This is a genomic window from Methanohalophilus levihalophilus (genome assembly GCF_017874375.1).
Classification (GTDB): Archaea; Halobacteriota; Methanosarcinia; order Methanosarcinales; family Methanosarcinaceae; genus Methanohalophilus; species Methanohalophilus levihalophilus.
Genome location: NZ_JAGGLK010000001.1, coordinates 325,475 through 345,835 on the forward strand (window position 1 = coordinate 325,475; position 20,361 = coordinate 345,835).

Annotated in this window: 19 protein-coding genes; 13 read left to right on the top strand and 6 right to left on the bottom strand. The window is 42.3% G+C overall.

Annotation, left to right across the window (positions count from 1 at the left end; all coding sequences use genetic code 11):
• Positions 1-2 precede the first annotated feature (2 nt).
• The gene (locus tag J2755_RS01760; RefSeq protein WP_209678808.1) at positions 3-827 is read right to left on the bottom strand and encodes a CbbQ/NirQ/NorQ/GpvN family protein; all 825 of its coding nucleotides are present in this window, start codon (positions 825-827) and stop codon (positions 3-5) included.
• 434 nt (positions 828-1,261) lie between these two features.
• On the opposite strand from J2755_RS01760, the gene J2755_RS01765 reads away from it, so the two are divergent.
• Positions 1,262-2,092, top strand: coding sequence for a molybdopterin synthase (locus J2755_RS01765; RefSeq protein WP_209678811.1), 831 nt, complete (start codon positions 1,262-1,264; stop codon positions 2,090-2,092).
• 7 nt (positions 2,093-2,099) lie between these two features.
• Here J2755_RS01765 and larA read toward each other — a convergent pair whose 3' ends face one another.
• Complete coding sequence (larA, locus tag J2755_RS01770; protein WP_209678814.1) at positions 2,100-3,341, bottom strand: nickel-dependent lactate racemase; 1,242 nt, start codon at positions 3,339-3,341, stop codon at positions 2,100-2,102.
• A gap of 220 nt (positions 3,342-3,561) precedes the next feature.
• Between larA and J2755_RS01775 the strand changes: the two genes are divergently transcribed.
• Both J2755_RS01775 and J2755_RS01780 read left to right on the top strand, forming a co-directional pair.
• Entirely contained in the window at positions 3,562-4,677 is a 1,116-nt protein-coding gene (locus tag J2755_RS01775) for a DUF2117 domain-containing protein (protein WP_209678817.1), read from the top strand.
• A 109-nt stretch (positions 4,678-4,786) separates the two neighbouring features.
• A complete protein-coding gene (locus J2755_RS01780; RefSeq protein ID WP_209678820.1) occupies positions 4,787-5,158 on the top strand; it encodes a transcriptional regulator protein in 372 nt (123 codons plus the stop codon).
• Here J2755_RS01780 and J2755_RS01785 read toward each other — a convergent pair whose 3' ends face one another.
• Together J2755_RS01785 and J2755_RS11400 are read right to left on the bottom strand one after the other, a co-directional pair.
• A complete protein-coding gene (locus J2755_RS01785) occupies positions 5,159-5,362 on the bottom strand; it encodes a MoaD/ThiS family protein (RefSeq protein WP_209678823.1) in 204 nt (67 codons plus the stop codon).
• A 2-nt stretch (positions 5,363-5,364) separates the two neighbouring features.
• Positions 5,365-5,490: a hypothetical protein gene (locus J2755_RS11400; protein WP_280954355.1), complete on the bottom strand. Its 126-nt coding sequence runs from the start codon at positions 5,488-5,490 to the stop codon at positions 5,365-5,367.
• Positions 5,491-5,575: 85 nt separating this feature from the next.
• Here J2755_RS11400 and J2755_RS01790 point away from each other — a divergent pair, with 85 nt between their 5' ends.
• Entirely contained in the window at positions 5,576-6,244 is a 669-nt protein-coding gene (locus tag J2755_RS01790) for an HAD family hydrolase (RefSeq protein WP_209678826.1), read from the top strand.
• Positions 6,245-6,248: 4 nt separating this feature from the next.
• Here the strand turns inward: J2755_RS01790 and J2755_RS01795 are convergent, their stop codons facing one another.
• Positions 6,249-8,162 carry a beta-CASP ribonuclease aCPSF1 gene (locus J2755_RS01795; RefSeq protein WP_209678829.1) on the bottom strand — a complete coding sequence of 638 codons (1,914 nt, stop codon included), beginning with the start codon at positions 8,160-8,162 and terminating at the stop codon, positions 6,249-6,251.
• Between the two features lie 76 nt (positions 8,163-8,238).
• Entirely contained in the window at positions 8,239-8,871 is a 633-nt protein-coding gene (gene psmB, locus J2755_RS01800; protein WP_209678832.1) for an archaeal proteasome endopeptidase complex subunit beta, read from the bottom strand.
• A gap of 275 nt (positions 8,872-9,146) precedes the next feature.
• Here psmB and J2755_RS01805 point away from each other — a divergent pair, with 275 nt between their 5' ends.
• The 9 genes from J2755_RS01805 (at position 9,147) to J2755_RS01845 (ending at position 20,353) form a co-directional block, all read left to right on the top strand.
• Positions 9,147-10,115, top strand: a complete 969-nt coding sequence (locus tag J2755_RS01805) for a phosphate uptake regulator PhoU (RefSeq protein ID WP_209678835.1) — start codon at positions 9,147-9,149, stop codon at positions 10,113-10,115.
• Between the two features lie 16 nt (positions 10,116-10,131).
• On the top strand, positions 10,132-10,509 hold the full coding sequence (locus J2755_RS01810; protein ID WP_209678838.1) for a hypothetical protein: 378 nt from the start codon (positions 10,132-10,134) through the stop codon (positions 10,507-10,509).
• A 302-nt stretch (positions 10,510-10,811) separates the two neighbouring features.
• The gene (locus J2755_RS01815; RefSeq protein ID WP_209678841.1) at positions 10,812-12,815 is read left to right on the top strand and encodes a hypothetical protein; all 2,004 of its coding nucleotides are present in this window, start codon (positions 10,812-10,814) and stop codon (positions 12,813-12,815) included.
• Between the two features lie 434 nt (positions 12,816-13,249).
• Entirely contained in the window at positions 13,250-14,230 is a 981-nt protein-coding gene (locus J2755_RS01820) for a PstS family phosphate ABC transporter substrate-binding protein (RefSeq protein ID WP_209678844.1), read from the top strand.
• Positions 14,231-14,307: 77 nt separating this feature from the next.
• Positions 14,308-15,228 carry a phosphate ABC transporter permease subunit PstC gene (gene pstC / locus J2755_RS01825; protein WP_209678847.1) on the top strand — a complete coding sequence of 307 codons (921 nt, stop codon included), beginning with the start codon at positions 14,308-14,310 and terminating at the stop codon, positions 15,226-15,228.
• Positions 15,225-16,118 carry a phosphate ABC transporter permease PstA gene (gene pstA / locus J2755_RS01830; protein WP_209678849.1) on the top strand — a complete coding sequence of 298 codons (894 nt, stop codon included), beginning with the start codon at positions 15,225-15,227 and terminating at the stop codon, positions 16,116-16,118. Before pstC ends, pstA begins: the two co-directional genes overlap by 4 nt.
• Positions 16,111-18,066 carry a type II/IV secretion system ATPase subunit gene (locus J2755_RS01835; RefSeq protein ID WP_245312600.1) on the top strand — a complete coding sequence of 652 codons (1,956 nt, stop codon included), beginning with the start codon at positions 16,111-16,113 and terminating at the stop codon, positions 18,064-18,066. The genes pstA and J2755_RS01835 overlap by 8 nt, the downstream gene beginning before the upstream one ends.
• Positions 18,063-19,004 (top strand): type II secretion system F family protein, encoded by a 942-nt coding sequence (locus J2755_RS01840; protein WP_209678852.1) that lies wholly within the window; start codon positions 18,063-18,065, stop codon positions 19,002-19,004. The genes J2755_RS01835 and J2755_RS01840 overlap by 4 nt, the downstream gene beginning before the upstream one ends.
• Positions 19,001-20,353 carry a type II secretion system F family protein gene (locus tag J2755_RS01845; RefSeq protein WP_209678854.1) on the top strand — a complete coding sequence of 451 codons (1,353 nt, stop codon included), beginning with the start codon at positions 19,001-19,003 and terminating at the stop codon, positions 20,351-20,353. The genes J2755_RS01840 and J2755_RS01845 overlap by 4 nt, the downstream gene beginning before the upstream one ends.
• Positions 20,354-20,361: the final 8 nt, after the last annotated feature.

The following is a 20,361-nucleotide window of genomic DNA, read 5'->3' on the forward strand; positions in this document are numbered from 1 at the left end:
TTTCACTCCACAATTGCAGATACAATTTCATTGATGCTTTTCTGGAGGTCAAAATCATCGGTAAGTGGCTTGATCATTGCAGACTTACATGCCTCTTTCGTATTAATGCCTGAACGAATTAGCATACCTGTGTAGATTAGCAGGCGGGTACTGACACCTTCTTCAAGACCATGTTGCTTGAAATTTCTTATTCTCTGTCCGATTTCCACAAGTGTACGGGCAGTATCTTCATCAATTCCACTTTCATGTGCTACAATTTTAGTTTCAAGGTCTGCGGGAGGATAATCAAAATCCATGGCTACGAATCTCTGCCTAGTACTCTGTTTTAGATCTTTTAACACACTCTGGTATCCGGGGTTATAGGAAATGGACAACATGAATTCAGGAGGTGCGTGAAGTATAATTCCCAGTTTATCAACTGGCATGATGCGCCTGTCATCTGTCAGGGGGTGAATAACAACTCTTGTATCCATTCTCGCTTCTACAAACTCATCAAGATAGCAGATAGCTCCGGTTCTGACAGCCTTTGTAAGGGGCCCGTCATTCCACTCTGTCGAATCCCCCTTTATCAGAAACCTGCCGATAAGATCGCTTGCTGTAAGGTCTTCATGGCAGGATATTGTTATAAGCGGACGTTTTAACTTGTAGGCCATGTATTCCATGAACCTTGTTTTTCCACAACCTGTGGGCCCTTTCAGATTCACTGGCAAGTTGTTTTCATAAGCAGCCGTGAATATTTCGACTTCATCACCAACCGGAAGATAATAAGGCTCTTCCCTGATTATGTATTCCTCTACAGGTTGCTCTGCACAGATGATATTTTTCATGCTAAACCCCTTTATTCATTTGTCTTCGGAGTTATATGTATGTAGTGTGAATCTTTCAATTATTTCAGGCAAATTGTTCCTTGAAATGTACAGTCCCTTCTAAAACAATATTTTTTCAAAATCTATTAGTGCTTTAGTTGTTGTCCGTGAAATTGGTTTTGTAATCCGTTAAAAAACCTAAGGTTCGAAACTGTCTCCCTTAGTCATATAAATACAAATTTAAACATAGGTTTATTTTGTACTACCATAGGCGGAGCTAATAACATCCCGCTACTACCAAATGCGCTTTCATAGGGTTTTGTCACATTCGCTAAAGTACCACCAAGCACGTGGCATACTGCTCCGCCATTGGTTTTTCTTAGTTCTTATTTTCATCTTGTTTTCAAATGTCAGTTAAACAGGTATTATATAGCTTAATTTCCAATCCATATTCCATGAAAATCATTGCAGTGGTAGGAAATAAAAACTCGGGAAAAACCACTTTTACCTGCCGTCTTGTTGAGGCTCTTGCCGGAAAAGGGAAAGTTGGCACTGTCAAGTTAATGACAGATCACCGTTTTGACTCTCCTGAAAAGGACACAGGAAAACATTTTGATGCCGGAGCTGCCGTGACTTCCGCAATTTCAGAAGAAGGTGTTGCCTTTATCAACAGGGGCCAGGGCCTTGAAAAGGCACTTGATATGCTTGCAGATTCGGGCATGGATTTTGCAGTTGTTGAAGGGGCAAAGAATACTGATTTGCCAAAAGTTGTGCTGGGAAACCTAGAAAGTGAGGCTGAGGTATCCAATGTTCTTTTTACCCTTCCTCCTCAATCGGATTGGGATCTGGATCCGGTAGTTACTGCTATGCAGAATCTTTCGGAATACATGACTCTTGAATCCCTTATAACTAAGGTAAAACAAAATCCTGCATTCCCTGAAGCCGGATGCATAGGCACTTTTGTCGGGGTTGTCAGGGAAAATACCGACGGCACCATTACCACAATGCTTGATTTTGAGAAATATGAACACGTTGCGGAAAAACGTATGGAATCCATTTGTTCCGATCTGAAAAAACAGGATGGAGTTATCGATGCGGTTATGTATCACAAGTATGGCAAACTCATGCCCGGGGATGACATTGTCTACATCGTCGTTGCAGCATCCCACCGGCAGCAGATGTTCCCGGCTTTAAGGGGGGCAATAGAACGCCTTAAGGAAGATGTGCCCATCTGGAAAAAAGAAATTACTTCAGAAGGGGATTTCTGGGTGCATGACACCCATTGAAAGTCCTTTATTCTGATCGTATTGGCAATGTCATCTGTCCGTAGGGCATTACATAGATTCTTGCATCGGGGTTTTCTTCCAGCAAATCATCCACGACTTTCTGTATATCTCTGACCGGTTCGAAGAAAATATCCCTGACATCTTCATCAGGCATTTCCGAGTGTATCAGCAGTTTATGCTTTTTTGCAAGCTGGGCTATAAATGCAGCTTTGTGCGCCCCGAATTCGAAGTTATTCTCAAAAGTATCAATTACTGATGCCGGACAGGTATGTTCCCTGCACCATCTTTCAAAAGTCTCATGCCCAAATCCTTCGGCCGAAGGGGCTGCCAGCACAATTGTTCCGCCGTCCTTGACTGCATTTTTAGCATTATCCAGTGGCTTATATGCCTGATACAGGTTCATTCCCTTTGACTCGTCTGTTCCAACGATCACCGCATCCGCAGGTTCAACTGGCACTTTGTACATCCTGTCAACACACTCTACGGCTTTTCGGTGGGCTTTGATGTAATCTCCTGCAACTGCACAGACAATTTCACCGCGACTGTTTAAGACCACGTTCAGGATAAATGCAAGATTTGCAATCCCGGCGGCTTCCTCGATGTCCTGTCTCACAGGGCTGTCAATATTTCCGGCAGTAGCTTCGTCAAGGAGCATCATCTTGTGATTGGTTATCACTGAATTTTTGGAACTTACTCCCGGCAGAATGCATTTTCCACCACCGCTGTATCCTGCATAATAGTGGTATTCGATATTCCCGGTTCCAATAATGACTTCAGCATCCATGATTTTTTCAAACACTTCCACCGGTGTCCCCCTTGAAGTGGTCCCGATGGGCACACAATTGTCAGGGTTGTGTTCCACGCATTTAATTCTTTCATAAACATCGGAGCCGACTATTTTTTTCATTTCTTCTTCTGTCTGGTTCCTGTGAAGACCCAGCGCTACCACAATGGTAATATTTTCATCCTTTGCATTGCCTTTCCCGAGTTCTTCAAGCAAATGAGGCAATATTCTTGACGTAGGAACCGGACGTGTAATGTCGCTGACTATTATGGCTATTTTAGTCTCAGGATCAACAATTTCCGAAATCCTTTCGCTTCCAATGGGATTTTCCAGTGCATTCTTAATGAGTTGTGCCTCATCTTCATGTTTTTTGGGTTCTGAAGGATGAAGGATTCCTGCAAGATTTTTTTCAGGAATATCGATACTGATAGGTTTGCCACCATATGGTATGTCTACTAAAGTCATGATAATTACACTCGTAAAGTCGCATTTGCATTAAATATGAAATGAATGGGCAAAAGCCGTATGACGAGAACCATTGAGGGGATGGATGTAAACTCAGAATAGTTCGACTCTTGCCCATAACAGTTTTGTTTCAATTAGATATAAATTTGTCTATATGAAAAATACGAACCTATCATCTCTTCTTAAACTACTAATATGATTAATTTCTCAAATTGGGGTAGTGAAAGTTGGAATTGTTATTCATGGGCCTGAGGTTGTCGACAGCGGTCAGGCCGGAGAGCTTCTATCAACGCTCCGTTCTAAATTCGATGTTTTTGCAGTTGCAGTGGGAACAATGTGTCGCGTGGCTGTGCGAGAAGCAGCACTTCAAAATGTCGATGTCAGCCGGAACTTTAAACCAAGCGAAGCTATAGGGAGCCTGTCATCGCAATGTGATTATGTTGTACTTCTCAATACTGGCAAGACTATCGAAAGTGGCACATCCTTTGGAAAGATAATCTCTTCCAGGATATCCGTTCCCTTTATCCAGATAGAAAGGCCCGGGTTGGCGGATGGTAAAGTCATCGCAAGGGGGAATTTCGAGAATACCTTCCCGGAAAAGCTTTCTTCTCTGCTTCAAATGCCTCTTGATAGGGAATCGTCGAGTGCGTGGCAGAACATTCTCCGGGAAGGCAACAGGACATACAGGAAAGTCGCAATTGTGCTTCCGGGCGAATTGATAATGGTCAACGGTATCGTGGTAGGTCGGGCATTTTCGGAAGACGTTGCATTGGTTTTTGAAAATGGTTTCATTGTCGATATTGTTGGCGCTGAGATGCGTGAACACGGGGTTGAAAAAGTTCATGGCTATGACCTTTTGCTTCCACTTGATGAGCAAAAAATATGGGTGAAAAGTGGCCCTTTGCGATGCCCTGTTTCCGGCATGCTTCGGACATGCGGGAATTATCCTGAGGCAGATGTGAAAGATAAGTGGACTGTTCTTCTGATAGATCACAATGCTGAAAGGCTTTTTGATAGGCTAGTGGAAGGTTATGATGCAATTGTAACAGTTGGTGATGATACTACATTGGTAGCCTCAGAAATTCTTTCCGGCTATGGTATTCCTCTCATAGGTATTACGGACGGGGATAGGGATGATGTGATGATTTCCTGTCGAATACCCTGCAGGTCGACAATTTTTCGGCTTAAAAGTGGAAACGACGATACTTTCGGCAAACTTATCCGTACCAACATTTTCCTGGAAAACGATGTGGGACGCTTTTCTTCCCTGCGGGAGCTTGAGATGCGAATTATTGGTCTGGCGGGTAATTTAATGGAATATATGTTGTATTTCTAATTATTCGATTTTAATAAATTGGACTTATTACAATAGTAAAGTTTAATTATATCCCCGTCGTATAATATTTATTAGCCAATTATTGTGGACTATACTTGTGTGGTACGAGATGGTATACATGAACCGAACAGACGATTCTAAAGAAGATATAATTGAAGCATTTCGAGACTTGGGGGTCTCCCGAAATCTCGCAACGACAATTGCTTACCTGAAAAGTGTAAATGAAGCTTCTTCCCTTGACATTGAGATGAATACGGGATTGAGGCAGCCTGAAGTAAGTGTCGCTATGCGAGCTATGCGTAAAAATAACTGGATTGAAGAAAGTAACAAGAAAGTAAGCGGCAAAGGCAGGCCTACTAAAATATACAGTCTTTCAATTCCAGTGGATAAAATTGTTGCACATTTTGAACATCAGGTTCGCGAGGAAAACGAAGCACGCCTTCGAATAATTGATAAATTAAAAGCCCTTTCAAAGGATTAATTATCCTCCAAGGGCTACGTGCAAAATTTTTATACTTCCTGGCGCAACGGTTCCGTCTAGGGGAACCGCTTGACCATTGTTCAATAATAGCACAGTCTCTGGATTTATTTCCAGATTTAGGAGTACATCCTCATAAGTACTCCCTTCAGAAATCTCAATCTCTTGAATCTTATTTCCTGGTATTTCTTCTGTCTTAATTTTCATGCTTATTCCAGAAGTTCGGTGCTTTCGGATGCCAGGTCATCAAGATTTTCCTGAATAAGTTTTTCTTCCAGTCCCTCACTCTTCTTCATACCTTTTCTCTCAGTATCCCTTTTATTGAATTTTGACATACAAAATCACCATATCATTATTGATTCTGTAGGATTATAACCCTTTCGAGAAACTTTTAATAACAAGCAATTCATCACTCACACCATGTCCTTGCGTGACTTTTTTCCCCAAGAAATTAAGGCAATAATTTTTGATTTTGATGGTGTTTTGGTGGACTCTATGCCCTATCATGCAGCTGCATGGGTTGAAGCATTTGCAGAAGTCGGTGTAAATATGCTTCCCGAGCAAATATACGATATTGAAGGGTCAAATCACATTGGTGTAATCAAGCGCATTTTTTCGGGCAATGACATGACTCCGTCTGAAGATCAAATAGATTCAATTGCTGACAGGAAACGTGAACTGTTTTTTGAATTTGATAAGTCAAAGGCTTTTGCTGGTATGCAGCAATGTCTTAATGACCTCAAATCCACATACAGTCTTGCTTTAGTTTCAGGTTCTACCAGGAAAATTGTGGACGAGTTGGTTGCCAGTTTTTATCCGGAAACATTTGATGTGGTCATATCCGGTTCAGATGTTCTGAATGGCAAGCCAGCCCCGGATCCTTTCTTAAAAGCCATGGGTATGCTGGATGTCTCTCCTGAAAGATGTGTAATTGTTGAAAATGCCCCTTTAGGCGTTGAAGCAGCCAAAAACGCAGGTGCTTTTTGCATTGCAGTGCCAACTTATGTAGATCCTGCAACTCTGAAAAAAGCGGATATAATTGTCGCAGACCATAGCGAATTACTTCGGTATCTCTATAGCCTGCTTTAATTGTTTAGACCAGTCTGACGGTCTCAAGATTTGTTAATGCGCGGGTTTCAACTTTTCTTTTCCTGTAGAGGGAGCTTGCAAGATCAACACATGATCTCTCGTCGCCATGCTCTGTAAAAATCCGCTCTGGTTGTGGACGCATCCTCTTGAAGTACTCCATGAGTTGTCTCCTGTCGGAGTGCCCTGAGAATCCGTCGACTACTTCGACATTCATATTCATCTCAACGGTTTCAGTTCCGCCTCTTCCGGAGGATACTGGAATTTCTTTCCATCCTTTCTGGATGCGTCTTCCAAGAGTTCCATCAGCCTGATATCCTACGAAAATCAGTGTGTTGTTTTCACCCGGTGCAAATGCCTTGAAGTACTCGATTACCGGCCCACCACTCATCATACCTGATGTGGCAAGAATGACGCATGGATGCGGCTCGTTAATTATTTTCTGCCTGAGTTCATTGGAATCCACCGGTTTGAAGCATTCGGAAAGGAATGGATTCTGTCCTTTCTGGAAAATAAGTTTCCTTAAGTCATTGTTCAGGTACTCCGGATACGTGGCATGAATTGCAGTTGCTTCCCAGATCATACCATCAAGATATACCGGAATTTCATCAATGATACCTTTGCGTATGGCTTCTTCAATAACAATCATTACTTCCTGGCTTCTACCCACTGCAAAGGCAGGGATAACCACTACTCCACCCTTCTGGACAGTATTTTTAATCACCTGTTGGAGGTGCCTTTCAGCATCTTTCAGGGATGGCTGAAGTGAATTTGAAGCGCCATAGGTAGATTCAGTGATTACCGTTTCGACTCTTGGGAATTTGTTTACTGCCGGGTTAAAGAGGCGGGTTGGGCCATATTTGAAATCACCTGTTATGACTACGTTATGGAGTCCGTCTCCAATGTGGAAGTGTGAAATTGCAGAACCGATGATGTGGCCTGCATTGTGGAATGTCAATTTAATATCGGGTGCGATGTCCGTTACTTCCTCAAAGTCCATTACAATGGTATGCTTGAGGGCATTTCTGACATCGGCAGACTCATATGGTATGCGTTTCCCGTCTTTGGCAGCTACATCAATATAATCAAGCTGTAGCAGCACCATCATATCTCTTGTTGGAGGTGTGCAGTAAATTGGTCCTTCATATCCGTATTTGTATAGGAGGGGAACCAATCCCTGATGATCAAGGTGTGCGTGAGTAAGGATAATAGCATCAAGATCTTTGAATGGCTGCATTTCCGGAATGTAAAGATAAGGAGTCATGTTGTCGTCGGAACCTACATTAACGCCACAATCAATCATGACTTTTGATTCAGGTGTTGAAAGGAGGAATGAACTTCTGCCCACTTCCCTGCACCCACCAAGTGAAGTTACACGAACCCATTGATCTTTGGACGTGGGTTCCCGATGGATCTTCCTTCCTACGGTTTTCAGGATATCCTTTCTTTCCTTGTGATTTTTCTTCATAAATTCCCGGATATTGTTTACTGTCCTGGATTTTATGGGTGGGGTGCGGACAACTTTTGGTGTCCATCCTACCTGCTTGGTAATTTCGCGAAGTGTTTCGCCATGTTTGCCTATAACAAGGCCGGGCTTCTCTGCTTCAACGATTACTTCTCCGACATCAGGATCAAAATGGAAATCCGTAATTGCCGATTCTTCAGGTACGGTTTTCTTAATGAGCCCAATTGATTCTTCAGGCGGAATTAAAACTTTTGGATCGGGTCTCACTACAATGCGTGTTCTCAGGATTTTTGCAAGATTTCTTACGATATTTCCGTCATCTGCAAATTTACGCGGCTCTTCCGTGTAAATTACAAGTTGCGGACCTTCGAACTCGACTTCTGATATAGTAACGCCCTGCGGCAGGTTTTTCTCGATTTTCTTTTTCAATTGCTCGAGTATGTCTTCGATAACCATTAAAACAGCCTTCCTTTATTATGGCAGGATCAAAAAATATTGAAAATAAAAAGGTTTTAACAAAAAAGAGTGAAGGTTAATTTAATTCCTCACGTTTTTTGTCGACCTCTTCAGAACTGATTCTTTCATATCCTTCAGTTGTAATTTTAACAACATCAATATTGTTTCCGGATGCTGAATCTCTTTTCATGGCATTATGGAGAGCACGTATTGCCAGATCCACTCCTTCATCTACGTTCATATCGTCACGATAGCGATCTTCAAGAACTCCGTAAGCCATGGGGGAACCGGAACCCGTTGCGACTGCTTGTGTTTCTTCAATGTTTCCTCCCAGTGCATCAAGAGAATATACGGCAGGTCCGTTTTTGTCAATTCCACCGATCAAAAGTTGCACCATGAACGGGTAGTATCTCTGGCCGCTGAGAATATTGGAAAGCAGTGTAGTGATCCCTTTTATGGTCATGGGCTCCTGACGCCTCATTTTGTACAATTGTGCTTCCACGCTTATCAAACGCACAAGCTGCTGAGCATCACCCACTGACCCTGCTGTTGTCATCCCCATAAGATCATCAATCTGGTAGATCTTCTTAGCAGTTTTGCTTGCAATGAAATTTCCCATCGTTGCTCTTTTTTCAGTAGCAAGAACCACGCCATCAGTGCAAACAATTCCTACTGTAGTTGTACCTTTTAGATGTTTATCATTATCCATCAGTATTCCTCATGACAAAAAACGAAAAAATTGATATCTGTAAAACCATGCGAGCACAGAAATACAATATGTGATTGTTGATTTTGTTATTTAACTGTTTCTGTATCGATATTTTGAAAATACTGCTGTAGAGCTTTCATGTCTCTTTTGATGAATGTTCTGCAAATATTTTAATATATATTTTACATCTAAATATCTATGTTCTTATCTAAATATGGTGTAATGATTGAAAATAGGGTTCTATTTATATTATAACCTTTGTATCCTATTTCATCATGGATATGAGAAAAATCCAGATCACAGGTAAATCAACATATGTCATGACCCTTCCAAAAAAGTGGGCCTGTCAGTCAAATTTAAAAGCTGGCTCTCAGGTAGCTCTCAATCTTCAGGATGATGGTTCTCTGGTGATAATCCCAGAAAAGTCTCTTGACAAACCTTCCAAAATAACTCTTGAAATTAAGGATGACATTGAAGAAATGAAAAGGGAGTTGATTGGAGTTTACCTGATGGCCAGACACGATTTTATCGAGTTAAAAGGTCCCTCAATATCAAAAGAACTCAAAGTAGGTGTTGCTACTATCTGTGAACAATTAATTGGACTTGAAGTCGTCGATTCAAATGGTGATAGTGTTCTTATTCAGGATCTTCTTGATTCCGATAGTTTCACTATCGAGCGTGGCTTGCAGAGACTCTATGCCATTACTATTACAATGATCGATGATTTGGTGCGGGCAATTGAAAATAATGATCATGAACTTTTTGATTACATAATCTCCCGTGATTCGGATGCTGACCGCCTCTTTATGTTGATCTCCAAACAATTCATCAATCGCTTGAATCTTAAAAAAGCATCCACTTTTGATAGTCTGGATTTGATCAATGCTTTCTATTACAGGCTTGCAGCAGAAAATATTGAGAGAATTGCAGATCATGCAACCAGAATTGCAGAAAATATGAAGATTTTTTCATGTCATGAGAATAATTCTAAAAAACTTCAAACCTTGCTTCGAAATGCACAGGAACTTTTCAGGGAAAGTTATGACTCACTAAGATATTCTGACAAAGAACTTGCAAATAGCGTCCTTTCAGGTAAGGATCCATTGTCTGATAACTTTGAGAATGATTCCATATGTGCCAATTCGGGGTGCATATGCATGGCCATTCCGGTTAGCAGTATTTTGAGGATAAGGGATTATGCAACCAATATTGCGGAATTTACGATTGATTTATCGCAACTATAATCGCTTTCCGCTCATATTGAGCTTTGCTGCTTTTCTCGACTATTTCCTGACTTTTTATCTAGCTTCCGGCATTGATATTATCTTAGAATACGAATACAGTCCAACTCTTCTGTTTGCACTGAAGCATAACATACTGATTCCATATATTGTGGTGACAATGATTTTCTATTTCTTTGCCGGACGTTTCATTCTTAAGCAACTGGCTGATTCTGACATCTATTGGGTTGGCGCACTGGTAATATGTAGCATCAGTCTGACCCATGTATTGGGTGGTATTTCGTGGTATGTGCTCAATGAATCTTATTCAAATCTCGTTTTTCTTATGTCACGATTTTCGGTGGTAGTTTCCATTATTGCTCTTAGTTATGTCTTGATTGTGCAAAAAAATGCATAAGTCTATAGTAGTATATAGGTTTACTTTAAACTCGTATATCCTATGTGCAAGAGCTATATCCAGAGAAATTGAATGTCGAATTATGAGTAAACTATCTGGATTGCTAATGGGAATATTGCTCTCCATGTATACTCTCTACTCCGTATGCATTTATTCTCCGGCAAACAGTTTTGATCTGTTTGGAGATCTAATTCTTATTGCCGTAGGAATTCTGTTCCTGATTTATCTTTCTCATAAAAAAAGTGAGGGAAATTCATCCTAAGATGTCTTTGATTGTATCTATGAAATCCCGAAATTTTATTATGGTAATGCAGGTTGCACTTTCCATTCTTATCATTATTGGAGGTTGTGGGCTTTGCACTGCAGATTGTCAGGAAGATCCTGATGAAGATATCCAATGGGATGATGAAGGTAGTGTCACTGTCAAGTGGGGACAAACTGAAAGAATTTCAGTTAATGGAATTAGTTATATCATAAAAGCAGAAGACTTTGGACCCGGGCTGGAACCGGAATCAGTTTCAATTTCCGTTGCAAATGAAGAAACTGGAGTTGTGGAACATGCCATTCTCTTCCTGAATAATTATAACTACCGGACTGCTGAGTACGACTATGAACTGAAATTGTACCTCAAAGAGATCAAGGTTGATTCTGACAAGACACCTTCGGCAACTTTCGAGTATGACAGGCGTGGGATCCCGGAACTTGAGGTTAAAATCGAGGCAAGCTCCGAAGAATTTGGTGAAATAGATGTTTCTTCTGAACAATATGCGCCTGATGAAGAGAAGGATTTCGACATAAAAATCAGGAATAAAGGAAGTGCCCGGATTTTTGATGTAGAACTTAGGATTGATCCGGGTGAGTTCACAATAACTGAAAAAAATGAGTTTAATAAGGAAGGTTCTGAGCTTACGATGGACTTTAATTGCATAAACGCGGATGAAGATCTGACCTTTAATTTCACAGCCCGTGCTCCAGAATGGGATGGTTCCACCTCCCCATACAATCTTAATTACACAATTCATGTCCTTGCAGATGGAAGGGACATTCTTGATTACAACTATGATTTTAAGGACAACATAACTCTCAGGGCTACTGATCCTGAGCTAAACGTAGTTCAGAGGGTTTATGCGCGCTCTTTTAATTATGCAAATGAAAGCAATGAGTGCAGGGCTGAGATTGATCTTAGTCCCTGGTATATTGAAGGCGGAAATCCTGAAGATTTATGGGATTATGTAACGGTGCATGGGGGTGTTTTCTCCACAGGCCTCTATACAGTGAGGAATGTGGAAGAACTACAGTCCGAACTTCCGGAAGAGCTTGTAGCGGTTGAGGTAACAGGTGATGGAAGTCCTGATTATATTTCCCCTGATTCTCCTTATTCTTTCAGCTATAAGTTGATGCCAACTGCTCCGGGTACCTATACTCTCAAACCTTTCGAAACCAGAGTGGATTTCTTTGGTAAGGATTTCAACTGGAAGAGTGACAATTCCATTAAAATTATTGTTCATGGGCCTGATATTTCCTTATCTAAGACTTTGGAGATACAGGATGATTCTTATCTGGTAAAGGTGAATGTGGAAAATGTTGGGGATCGGGCAGCATGGATAAATGTCTCGGATAGTGTTCCGGAAGAATGCAATTATGTTGACGGCAGTCTTGAGGAAAGCATCGAAGATAGTTCCCTTCCTCTTGATGAATGGGAAATTAACGTTCATAACAATGGTTCATGTTCCATGAGCGTTGAAGGTGTATTCCTGCCTCCTTCAACTTCACTGGGTTTTTCATATGAACTTAATTCCGGTGAAATCGAATCTCTTCCTTATGCGCAAGCTGAATTCAGGGCACGAAATCTGTATTGGGGTTACGTCCGCTCTGATTACTATGAAAATGGTCAATGGGTATCCCAGCATTGGGACCGTTTCCTTGGGGAGTGGGTATTTGATCTACCTGCAGAAATTCACGATGAAGCACAGAACTCCGAGATGGGGGTCGAGGAGGATTCTGAAGAGACTACGGAAGGATCTGCCATTGATCCTTCCATAGTCCTTGCCAGTACTGCTGTGACAGGGACTGCTGGAGCAGTTGAAAATGAGTCGAGGGCACAGATGACCGGTTTTATGGACTTTTTTGACGGTATAATAGACTCCATCATAGGTGTAATACTAGGAACAACTTCAGAAGTCGGGGGTGCTATGGGAAATGCGGGTGATGCCATAGGCACTATTGCCGAGGATTCTTTTCATGTTGTGGCAATTATAGTAGTTGTTGTTGGCTTCCTTGTGGGCACTTTCCTGCTGAAAAAATAAAGCCTGTTTTCTCTTTCTAAGATTCGCGATTTAGACGAATTAAACCATGGGGGGTAAAAATAGTTCCTGATCCCGTCTTCCTGCGAGTTTTCAGCACTCCATGTTCTCTGTGCTCTTCACGTTTCACATGTGCAAAAGGCACTTGACTCCAAAAGAGGTTGGTGCACTCCTTGGTTTCTTATTAATCAATAATGTTTCCAATTTGCTTGTTTCCAAATTTCTACAGATGAGTCTCCTTTTGTTAACTGTCACAACTACAGATTTCTATATATTCATATTATAATCTACATAGTATTAAGAAGATATGGGTATTCATTGTGCAATCTGTATATACTCCTCCCTCCTATTATGGGTTGGACAGATAAACTCCATGTGGCTCCATTTGGAGTGTGTCTGTTTAAGCCAAAATGCTATAAAATAAAGGTGTAAAAGAAATGGACTTAAAACAGTTCTTTAAGAGCGAAGAGGGTATTTCACCAATAGTGGCTACCCTTGTACTTGTTGTAGTGGCAATTGCCGGTGCAGCTGGTGTTGGTACAATCATGGGATCATTCTCCTCCGATGTTTCTGACGACGCAAGTGCTACAGAAGCATCCTCTGCAGCCTCGACAGAACTTCTCATTGCAGGAAGCTCAACCGTTCAACCAGTTTCTGAACTCCTCGCAGAAGCATACATGAAGGAGCACCCAGGTGTTAAAGTAACCGTGCAGGGCGGCGGCTCCGGTGCAGGTATCACCTCAACCCAGATGGACATCGTTGACATCGGTGCAGCATCCAAGGATGTAGACACTGTAACAGAATACCCCGATCTTGAGAAACACACTATCGGTGGTAGTGGACTTGTCATTATCGGTAATGATGCTTCCTCAATTGGTCTTGACGGTGCAAACGTTAGTGCTGCAGACCTGAAAACCATTTACGACAACGTGGTTGGCGGTACAGTAACAGTATCTGTTGATGGTAACGGAACCCTTGCATACGATGCAGCAGGTACAACCGTAACAGTCTTCCAGCGTAGTGACGCGAGTGGTACCGAAGAAACCTTTGATAAGTGGGTGGACGAAAAGGGCTACTCTGACGAGACCGAAGCAATCGGCAAAGAAGGTAACTCTGGTGTACTTGCAGCAGTAGAAGACACCGATGACTCCATCGCTTTCGTAGATTATGGTTTCTATGCGTCAGGTGACGGTATTGTAGCAATCAACCCAGTAGGCTATACTGTTTCCAAGGACAACATCCTTGATTGCCTTGCAGGTGAAGATACCTATGATAGCGGTCTTACAAGACCACTCAACTACCTGACCAATGGTGCACCAAGCTCAGTAGAGCAGTCTTACATTCAGTTTGCAATGTCCCCTGCATCCAAGCAGTACTTCAACGAAGTAGGATATTTCTCTATCATTGAATTCGCCTAAACTTAAGGTCCCTTCTGTGCCAGTCCTCTGGCACAGGACATCTTTTTTTTGAAAACGAATCGTAGTTTTTGAGAAACATGAAAACCAATAATAAAATCGATTTTCATCACCTTTTATTCCTCTCGTGTGGATTGCTTACTGTAATTGTTATTACTTTTTTCGTAGGTTTTGTATTCTATACTGCTTATCCAATATTTGCACAGGAAGGCTTTTCATTCCTGACCGGCGACCGATGGAGTTACACTGATGATGTATTTGGCATCAGGATCTTTATTCTGGGTTCCTTGATATTAACCGGTACAACTCTCTTGATGGCGGTTCCTTTGAGCCTTTTCAGTGCTATCTGTATTTCGGAATTTGTCTCTGAAAAAGTTGAATTTGTCTTCAAATCCCTTATTGAATTGCTTGTGGGTATCCCTTCAGTGGTTTACGGGATTTTCGGTTTGTTTGTTCTGGAAAACATTTTCCAGTATCAAATAGAGCCTTTTATATCCTCTACTCTTGGCTTCATTCCTATTTTCAGGGATGTTACTCCTTCTTTCGGACTTGGTTTGCTACTTGCTTCAGTGATTCTTACTATAATGATCTTGCCCACTGTAACTGCGATTTCCATTGATGCCATGAAAGCGGTTCCCTATGATTACAGGGAAGGCTCCTATGCTGTAGGTGCTACGCAGTGGGAAACAATTCGACATGTTGTCCTCCCGGCTGCTTCGAGTGGAGTTGTTTCTGCCGTCATCCTCGGCATGATGCGTGCTATCGGGGAAACGATGGCAATTGTGATGGTATTCGGGAATGCTGTCAATGTCCCCGTCAGTCTGATGGACACAGGTTTTGCAATGACATCCAAGATCCTTAATGACATCGGTTTTTACGTAGCACAGGATGTTCCCCGAAGTGCACTTTTCGGTATTGCAGCAGTTCTTTTTGCAATTGAAATCGTTCTTGTGGCTGCAGCAAGGTATGTTGGTAAAAGAGGGATGGTGATCCAGTCATGAATAATCGGATACTGAAAGGCAAGATATTCAAGGGAATGGCCTATGCAGGTGCCATTATATCGTTGCTTGCCCTTGTGACTATACTTGGTTCAATATTGCATCAGGCACTTCCATCTTTAAGTTGGGCTTTTATTTTTACGGCAGAATCAGATGTTGAAGGTCTTGGGGGTGGTGTTGCAAATGCTGTGATTGGTACTGTTTTGCTATCCGTATTGTCTCCTCTGCTTGCAACTCCTCTTGCAATTGGCACGGCAGTTTACCTCAAGCGCTATGCTACTAATGAGAAGCTCGTGAAAAGTCTGAGCTTTATGCTTGATGTTCTCTCCGGCACACCTTCCATTGTGCTTGGGATCTTCGGTCTCCTGTTTATTGTTATATACATGCGGGAAGTTACCGGAGGTTTCTCACTTATTTCCGGTGTTATTGCACTTGCAATCCTGATACTTCCGGTTATTGAAAGGGCAACGGAAGAAGCAATTGATACTGTTCCCCAGAGTCTTGAGGAAGGGAGTTATGCTCTTGGGGCAACCAAATGGCATACCATCAGGGATATAACCCTTCCATATGCACTATCGGGGATTCTTACCGGTATTGTCCTGAGTATCGGACGTGCAGCCGAGGAATCTGCTGTCGTAATCCTGACTGCTGGCTACACCCAGTTCTCTCCTGAACTTAAGGTGGCTGCAAATGAAAAATTAATCTTTGGGGTCAAAGTTTATCCATTTCAGGATCTTATTGCTGCCCTCCCAATTACGGTGTACAAATCTTTTGAATTCCCGCATCTGATAGATCCTTCCCAGGGGTTTGCAGCTGCTGTTGTCCTGATCTTTATTGTAATGGTAATTAACTTCACAACCCGCCTAATAGTCTGGAGGCGCCGCATTGGCTAAACTGAAGCTTCTGCAAAAGAAGAGTTCGGAAAAGGAAGATTCCGGTATTAACAGCATGCCAAATCCTCCGCAGGAGGATAAATCTGAAAATAGTGGACGCTTTTCAATGCCTTCCCTTCGAAAAAAAGACAATCAAAAAGGGGGAAAAGTATTTGCTGAAGCTCTTTTGGAAGGGGATGCCAAATCCAAAAAACCCAAAAGTGGTAAATTCAGCATTGAAGCTATTATTGAACGCTTTCTCGCACCCGATTGCGATGACATGGAAGGACTGGGTTTTGATACCGGTCAGGTAGAAGAACCGAAAATGGGAGTTTCCTTCAGGGATGTCGATATCACTTATGAGGTCCAGTCTCCTTTTCAGTATGCTCATGTGGAATTTAACGGGGAGGAACTACAATATACATGCCATGAGCCGCCTCTGAGTGAAAGCGAGATGCGCTATCTCAAAATCATCGAAAGTGCCTTTGAAAAACTGACAAACACCGATATTCTTATAATCAGGCCTGATGAGCGCAGGGAAGCTCTCCGCGCCAGGTTCTCAATGATTATTGACATTTACAGGCTGGAGATGACCGATTTTCAGAAAGAAAAAATGTTCTACTACCTCCTGAAAAAATACGTCGGTTTCGGGCAGATTGACATTTTGATGAATGATCCCTATATCGAAGATATTACCTGCAACGGCCCTGAAATGCCTCTTTATATCAACCACAGGATGTACGGTTCAATCAGGACCGATGTTGTTTTTGAAGAGATTGATCTTAACAACTTCGTCATGAAAATGGCCCAGACATCCGGAAGGCATATTTCCGTTCTCCAGCCCATCAGGGATGCAACCCTTGCAGACGGAAGCCGTGTCAACCTGACCCTCGGAAAAGAAGTCACGAAAAAGGGTTCTACATTTACCATCAGGCGTTTCAAATCCAATCCTGTATCTGCGGTAGACTTGATGAATTACGGTACTTTCAATGCCGAAGTTCTCGCTTACCTGTGGATAGTGGTTGAGTATAAACGCTCCATCCTTGCAGCAGGGGGAACCGCTTCAGGTAAGACTACAACCCTTAACGCAATGGGTGCTTTTATCCGTCCGGAGTACAAAATTGTGTCCATTGAAGATACTGCTGAAATGAATCTCATGCATCCAAACTGGACTCAGTCAATAACACGCGCCGGGTTTGGTGGTTCAGAAGGAGGCAAATCTGCAGGTGATATTGAGTTATATGATCTTCTTAAAGCTGCATTGAGACAACGTCCTGAATATATTGTTGTTGGTGAAGTAAGGGGTGCGGAAGCATCCACTCTCTTCCAGGCCATCTCTGTAGGTCACCCTTGTATGGGTACCATTCACGCCGGTTCAATGAAAGAATTGCTTTCAAGGGTTGAATCCGAGCCGATGAATGTGCCACGCAACCTTTTCTCAAGTCTTGATGTTGTAATCTTCAACTCCATGATCAAAGTGGGGGAACACTTCATACGCAGAGCATTGCGTATTGTGGAACTCGTGGAAATGGATCCTGAAAAAGGGGATTTGATTACAAATCCTGTGTTTAAATGGAATCCAATCGATGACACTTATATTTACAGCGGGGGAAGCGCAATGTTTGAAGCCATCTCTGAAGAATTCGGTATAGGGGTGGATTTTCTTGAAGAGGAAATGAGGAACCGGTCCAAACATCTTGACTGGATGCAGAAAAACGATATTAAGAACTATGAAGAAGTCGTCAAAGCCATCCGGAGATATGCGAGGGATAAGGATGCTATGCTTGAAGAGGAGCATCGCGGACAAAAATCTCATACCGCTCCTGGTGATGAAATAGTCGAATACATTGAAGATGTGGTAAAAGAAGTTACTTTGGATGATGTTCCTTTTGAAGACGATATCGATTCACTTGGAAACGCAACAAAATCCCGGGATTTGTCTGATAGTACTATGGGTGGGGTGGCATGAAACTTTTCCGGAGAAAAAAAGAGCCGGAATACATTCTGGATCAGGGATATGAACATGAAATTAAAAAAAATGCTCTTGATAAATACGTTCAAAAGTACAAGGTTTTTTGCTATCATTTTGGACGCTACGTGGATCGTGAGCCCCGAGATGAAATTGCCAAAATGCTATATCGTGCAGATATCGAAATGACTCCGGGAATGTTTGTATCACTGGCCGGGGTTACCGCAGTCCTTGCCTCGTTGCTTGTGTTTGGAAGCTCAATATTCCTTTTCTACAATTCCACCTCTCCTCTCCTGTATATCTTTGGTCTTTCATTCCTGACTCTCGTTGTTACAGCAGGAAGTTTTCCTTTTGTCCTGTACAATAAAATATCAAACAAGAATACGAATATTGAGCAGGAGCTCCCCTTTGCACTTGGGTATATGTCAATTCTTGCAAGCGCGGGCTCCACTCCTCTCGAAGTAATAAGGCGTATTTCCATTGAAGATTACGGGGGTATTTCTCTGGAATTCCGGAAAGTTATCTACCGGGTTGATTTGCTTGGGGAAGACGGAATTTCCGCCATGAACTATCTTATTCACAATACTTCATCTGAAATGTTTCGGACCATATGCATCGATATCACAAATACTATGCAATCGGGTGGAGGACTTAAAGCGTATCTTGAATCCAAGTCCACAGATCTCATGAAAATGCGTAAACTTACCCAGAAGCAATTTGTTGATTCGTTGGCTGTTTACGGGGAAGGCTATCTGAGTGGTGTTGTACTGAGTGTCGTGCTTGTAATTCTGGGTATTGTTGTTGCCAGTGCACTGGGGATAGAACTGTTCCTTGAACCGAAAGTGCTTTTTACTGTATTCGTTTATGGAGTTCTTCCTTTTGTTAATATTCTTTTCTTGGTTCTCTTGTGGATGAAATATTCCGGGAGCGTAGTATGAGTTCCAATTTCAGGATGATGATGGAAAGGTATCTTCAGCTCATCCGGCTACGCTACGATGTTCGCAGGGGATATTTCACTGCTGCTTTACCTTTGGTAATTGCACTCCTGATTCTCTTCTCCGCAGTAATGACCGGTCATACTTTTCCGTCCCAGCAACTGGACTCCTCTTTCTCTGGGGGATCACTGTCCGAAGAAGATGCAAAGAAGGCTGCCTATCAAGCTTTAGTCGCACAGATGGAAGCTGAGGAAGCAGGCATTGATCCGGCTACTCTTGAAGAAAGACCCGCTGAAGAGGGGGAGGAGACAGCCCGGGATAATCTGGATCATATATTGGTTTATGCGTTGTTAATTGGGATTATTCCTTATTCAATAGATTCTTTTTTCCAGAAAAAAAACCAAATGAAAAAGGAGGTTGCTTTCAGTGAATTTCTCTTCAAGATGTCCGAGCTTATGCGTGGGGGCATTGATCCGGTCAAAGCCGTAATAGATCTGGCAAAAACCGATCTTGGTTCCATGAATAGCCCCATCAAATCCGCAGCTTCAAAAATGGTTCTTGGATATTCATTTTCCGACGCTATGGGCGGCGTCGCTGAAGAAATGAACAGCAATCTGATATCCAAATACATTAATGTCGTAGTGCAGGCCGCTTATACCGGGGGAAATGTTGCAGACCTTCTGCAGCGCACATCAGAGGATATGCGTGCTGTAATTGCCATTGAAAGAGAAAAGGAATCAAATCTTAAACAATACGTTATTATTTTCTATCTGGCTCAGGGTATAGTCATCATGCTTTCCTATCTTCTCTCCACTTCCCTTTTGCCTATGATTCAGGGGGTGGGTGCCCAGATGCTGGGAGGCGTTGGTCTTAGCGACATAAACTTCCAGTATGGTTTTTTCCACATGATTCTATTAAATGGCCTGTTTGGCGGGCTTATCATCGGGCAAATTTCAGAAGGGGAATTAAAACATGGCTTAAAGCATTCCGCCATTTTAATTATCGGAAGCTATATCGCTTGTACAATCCTCATTCTTCCGACACTGGATGCAGCCTCTCTTTACTCCGTAGACCTTGTTTCCGGTGACGGACAGTCGGGATTTGGCGGTCTTACATTAACTGAACCCCTGGTTTTCCAGGTAGTTGACAAGGATGGAAATCCCGTTCCTGATACCTTTGTATATTTGAGTATTGCTCCATCGGGTATGGTCTCAGGAGTTTTGGAAACAGACGATGGGGGTAATGTTTCAGTGTCTCCGGTTTTGGGTGATTCAATCGGGGCTTATACTATTACGGCACAGATAGGTGACTCCACAGCGGTAGCTATGGCTTCGGTAATTGATGGAAGTTAAAAATAACT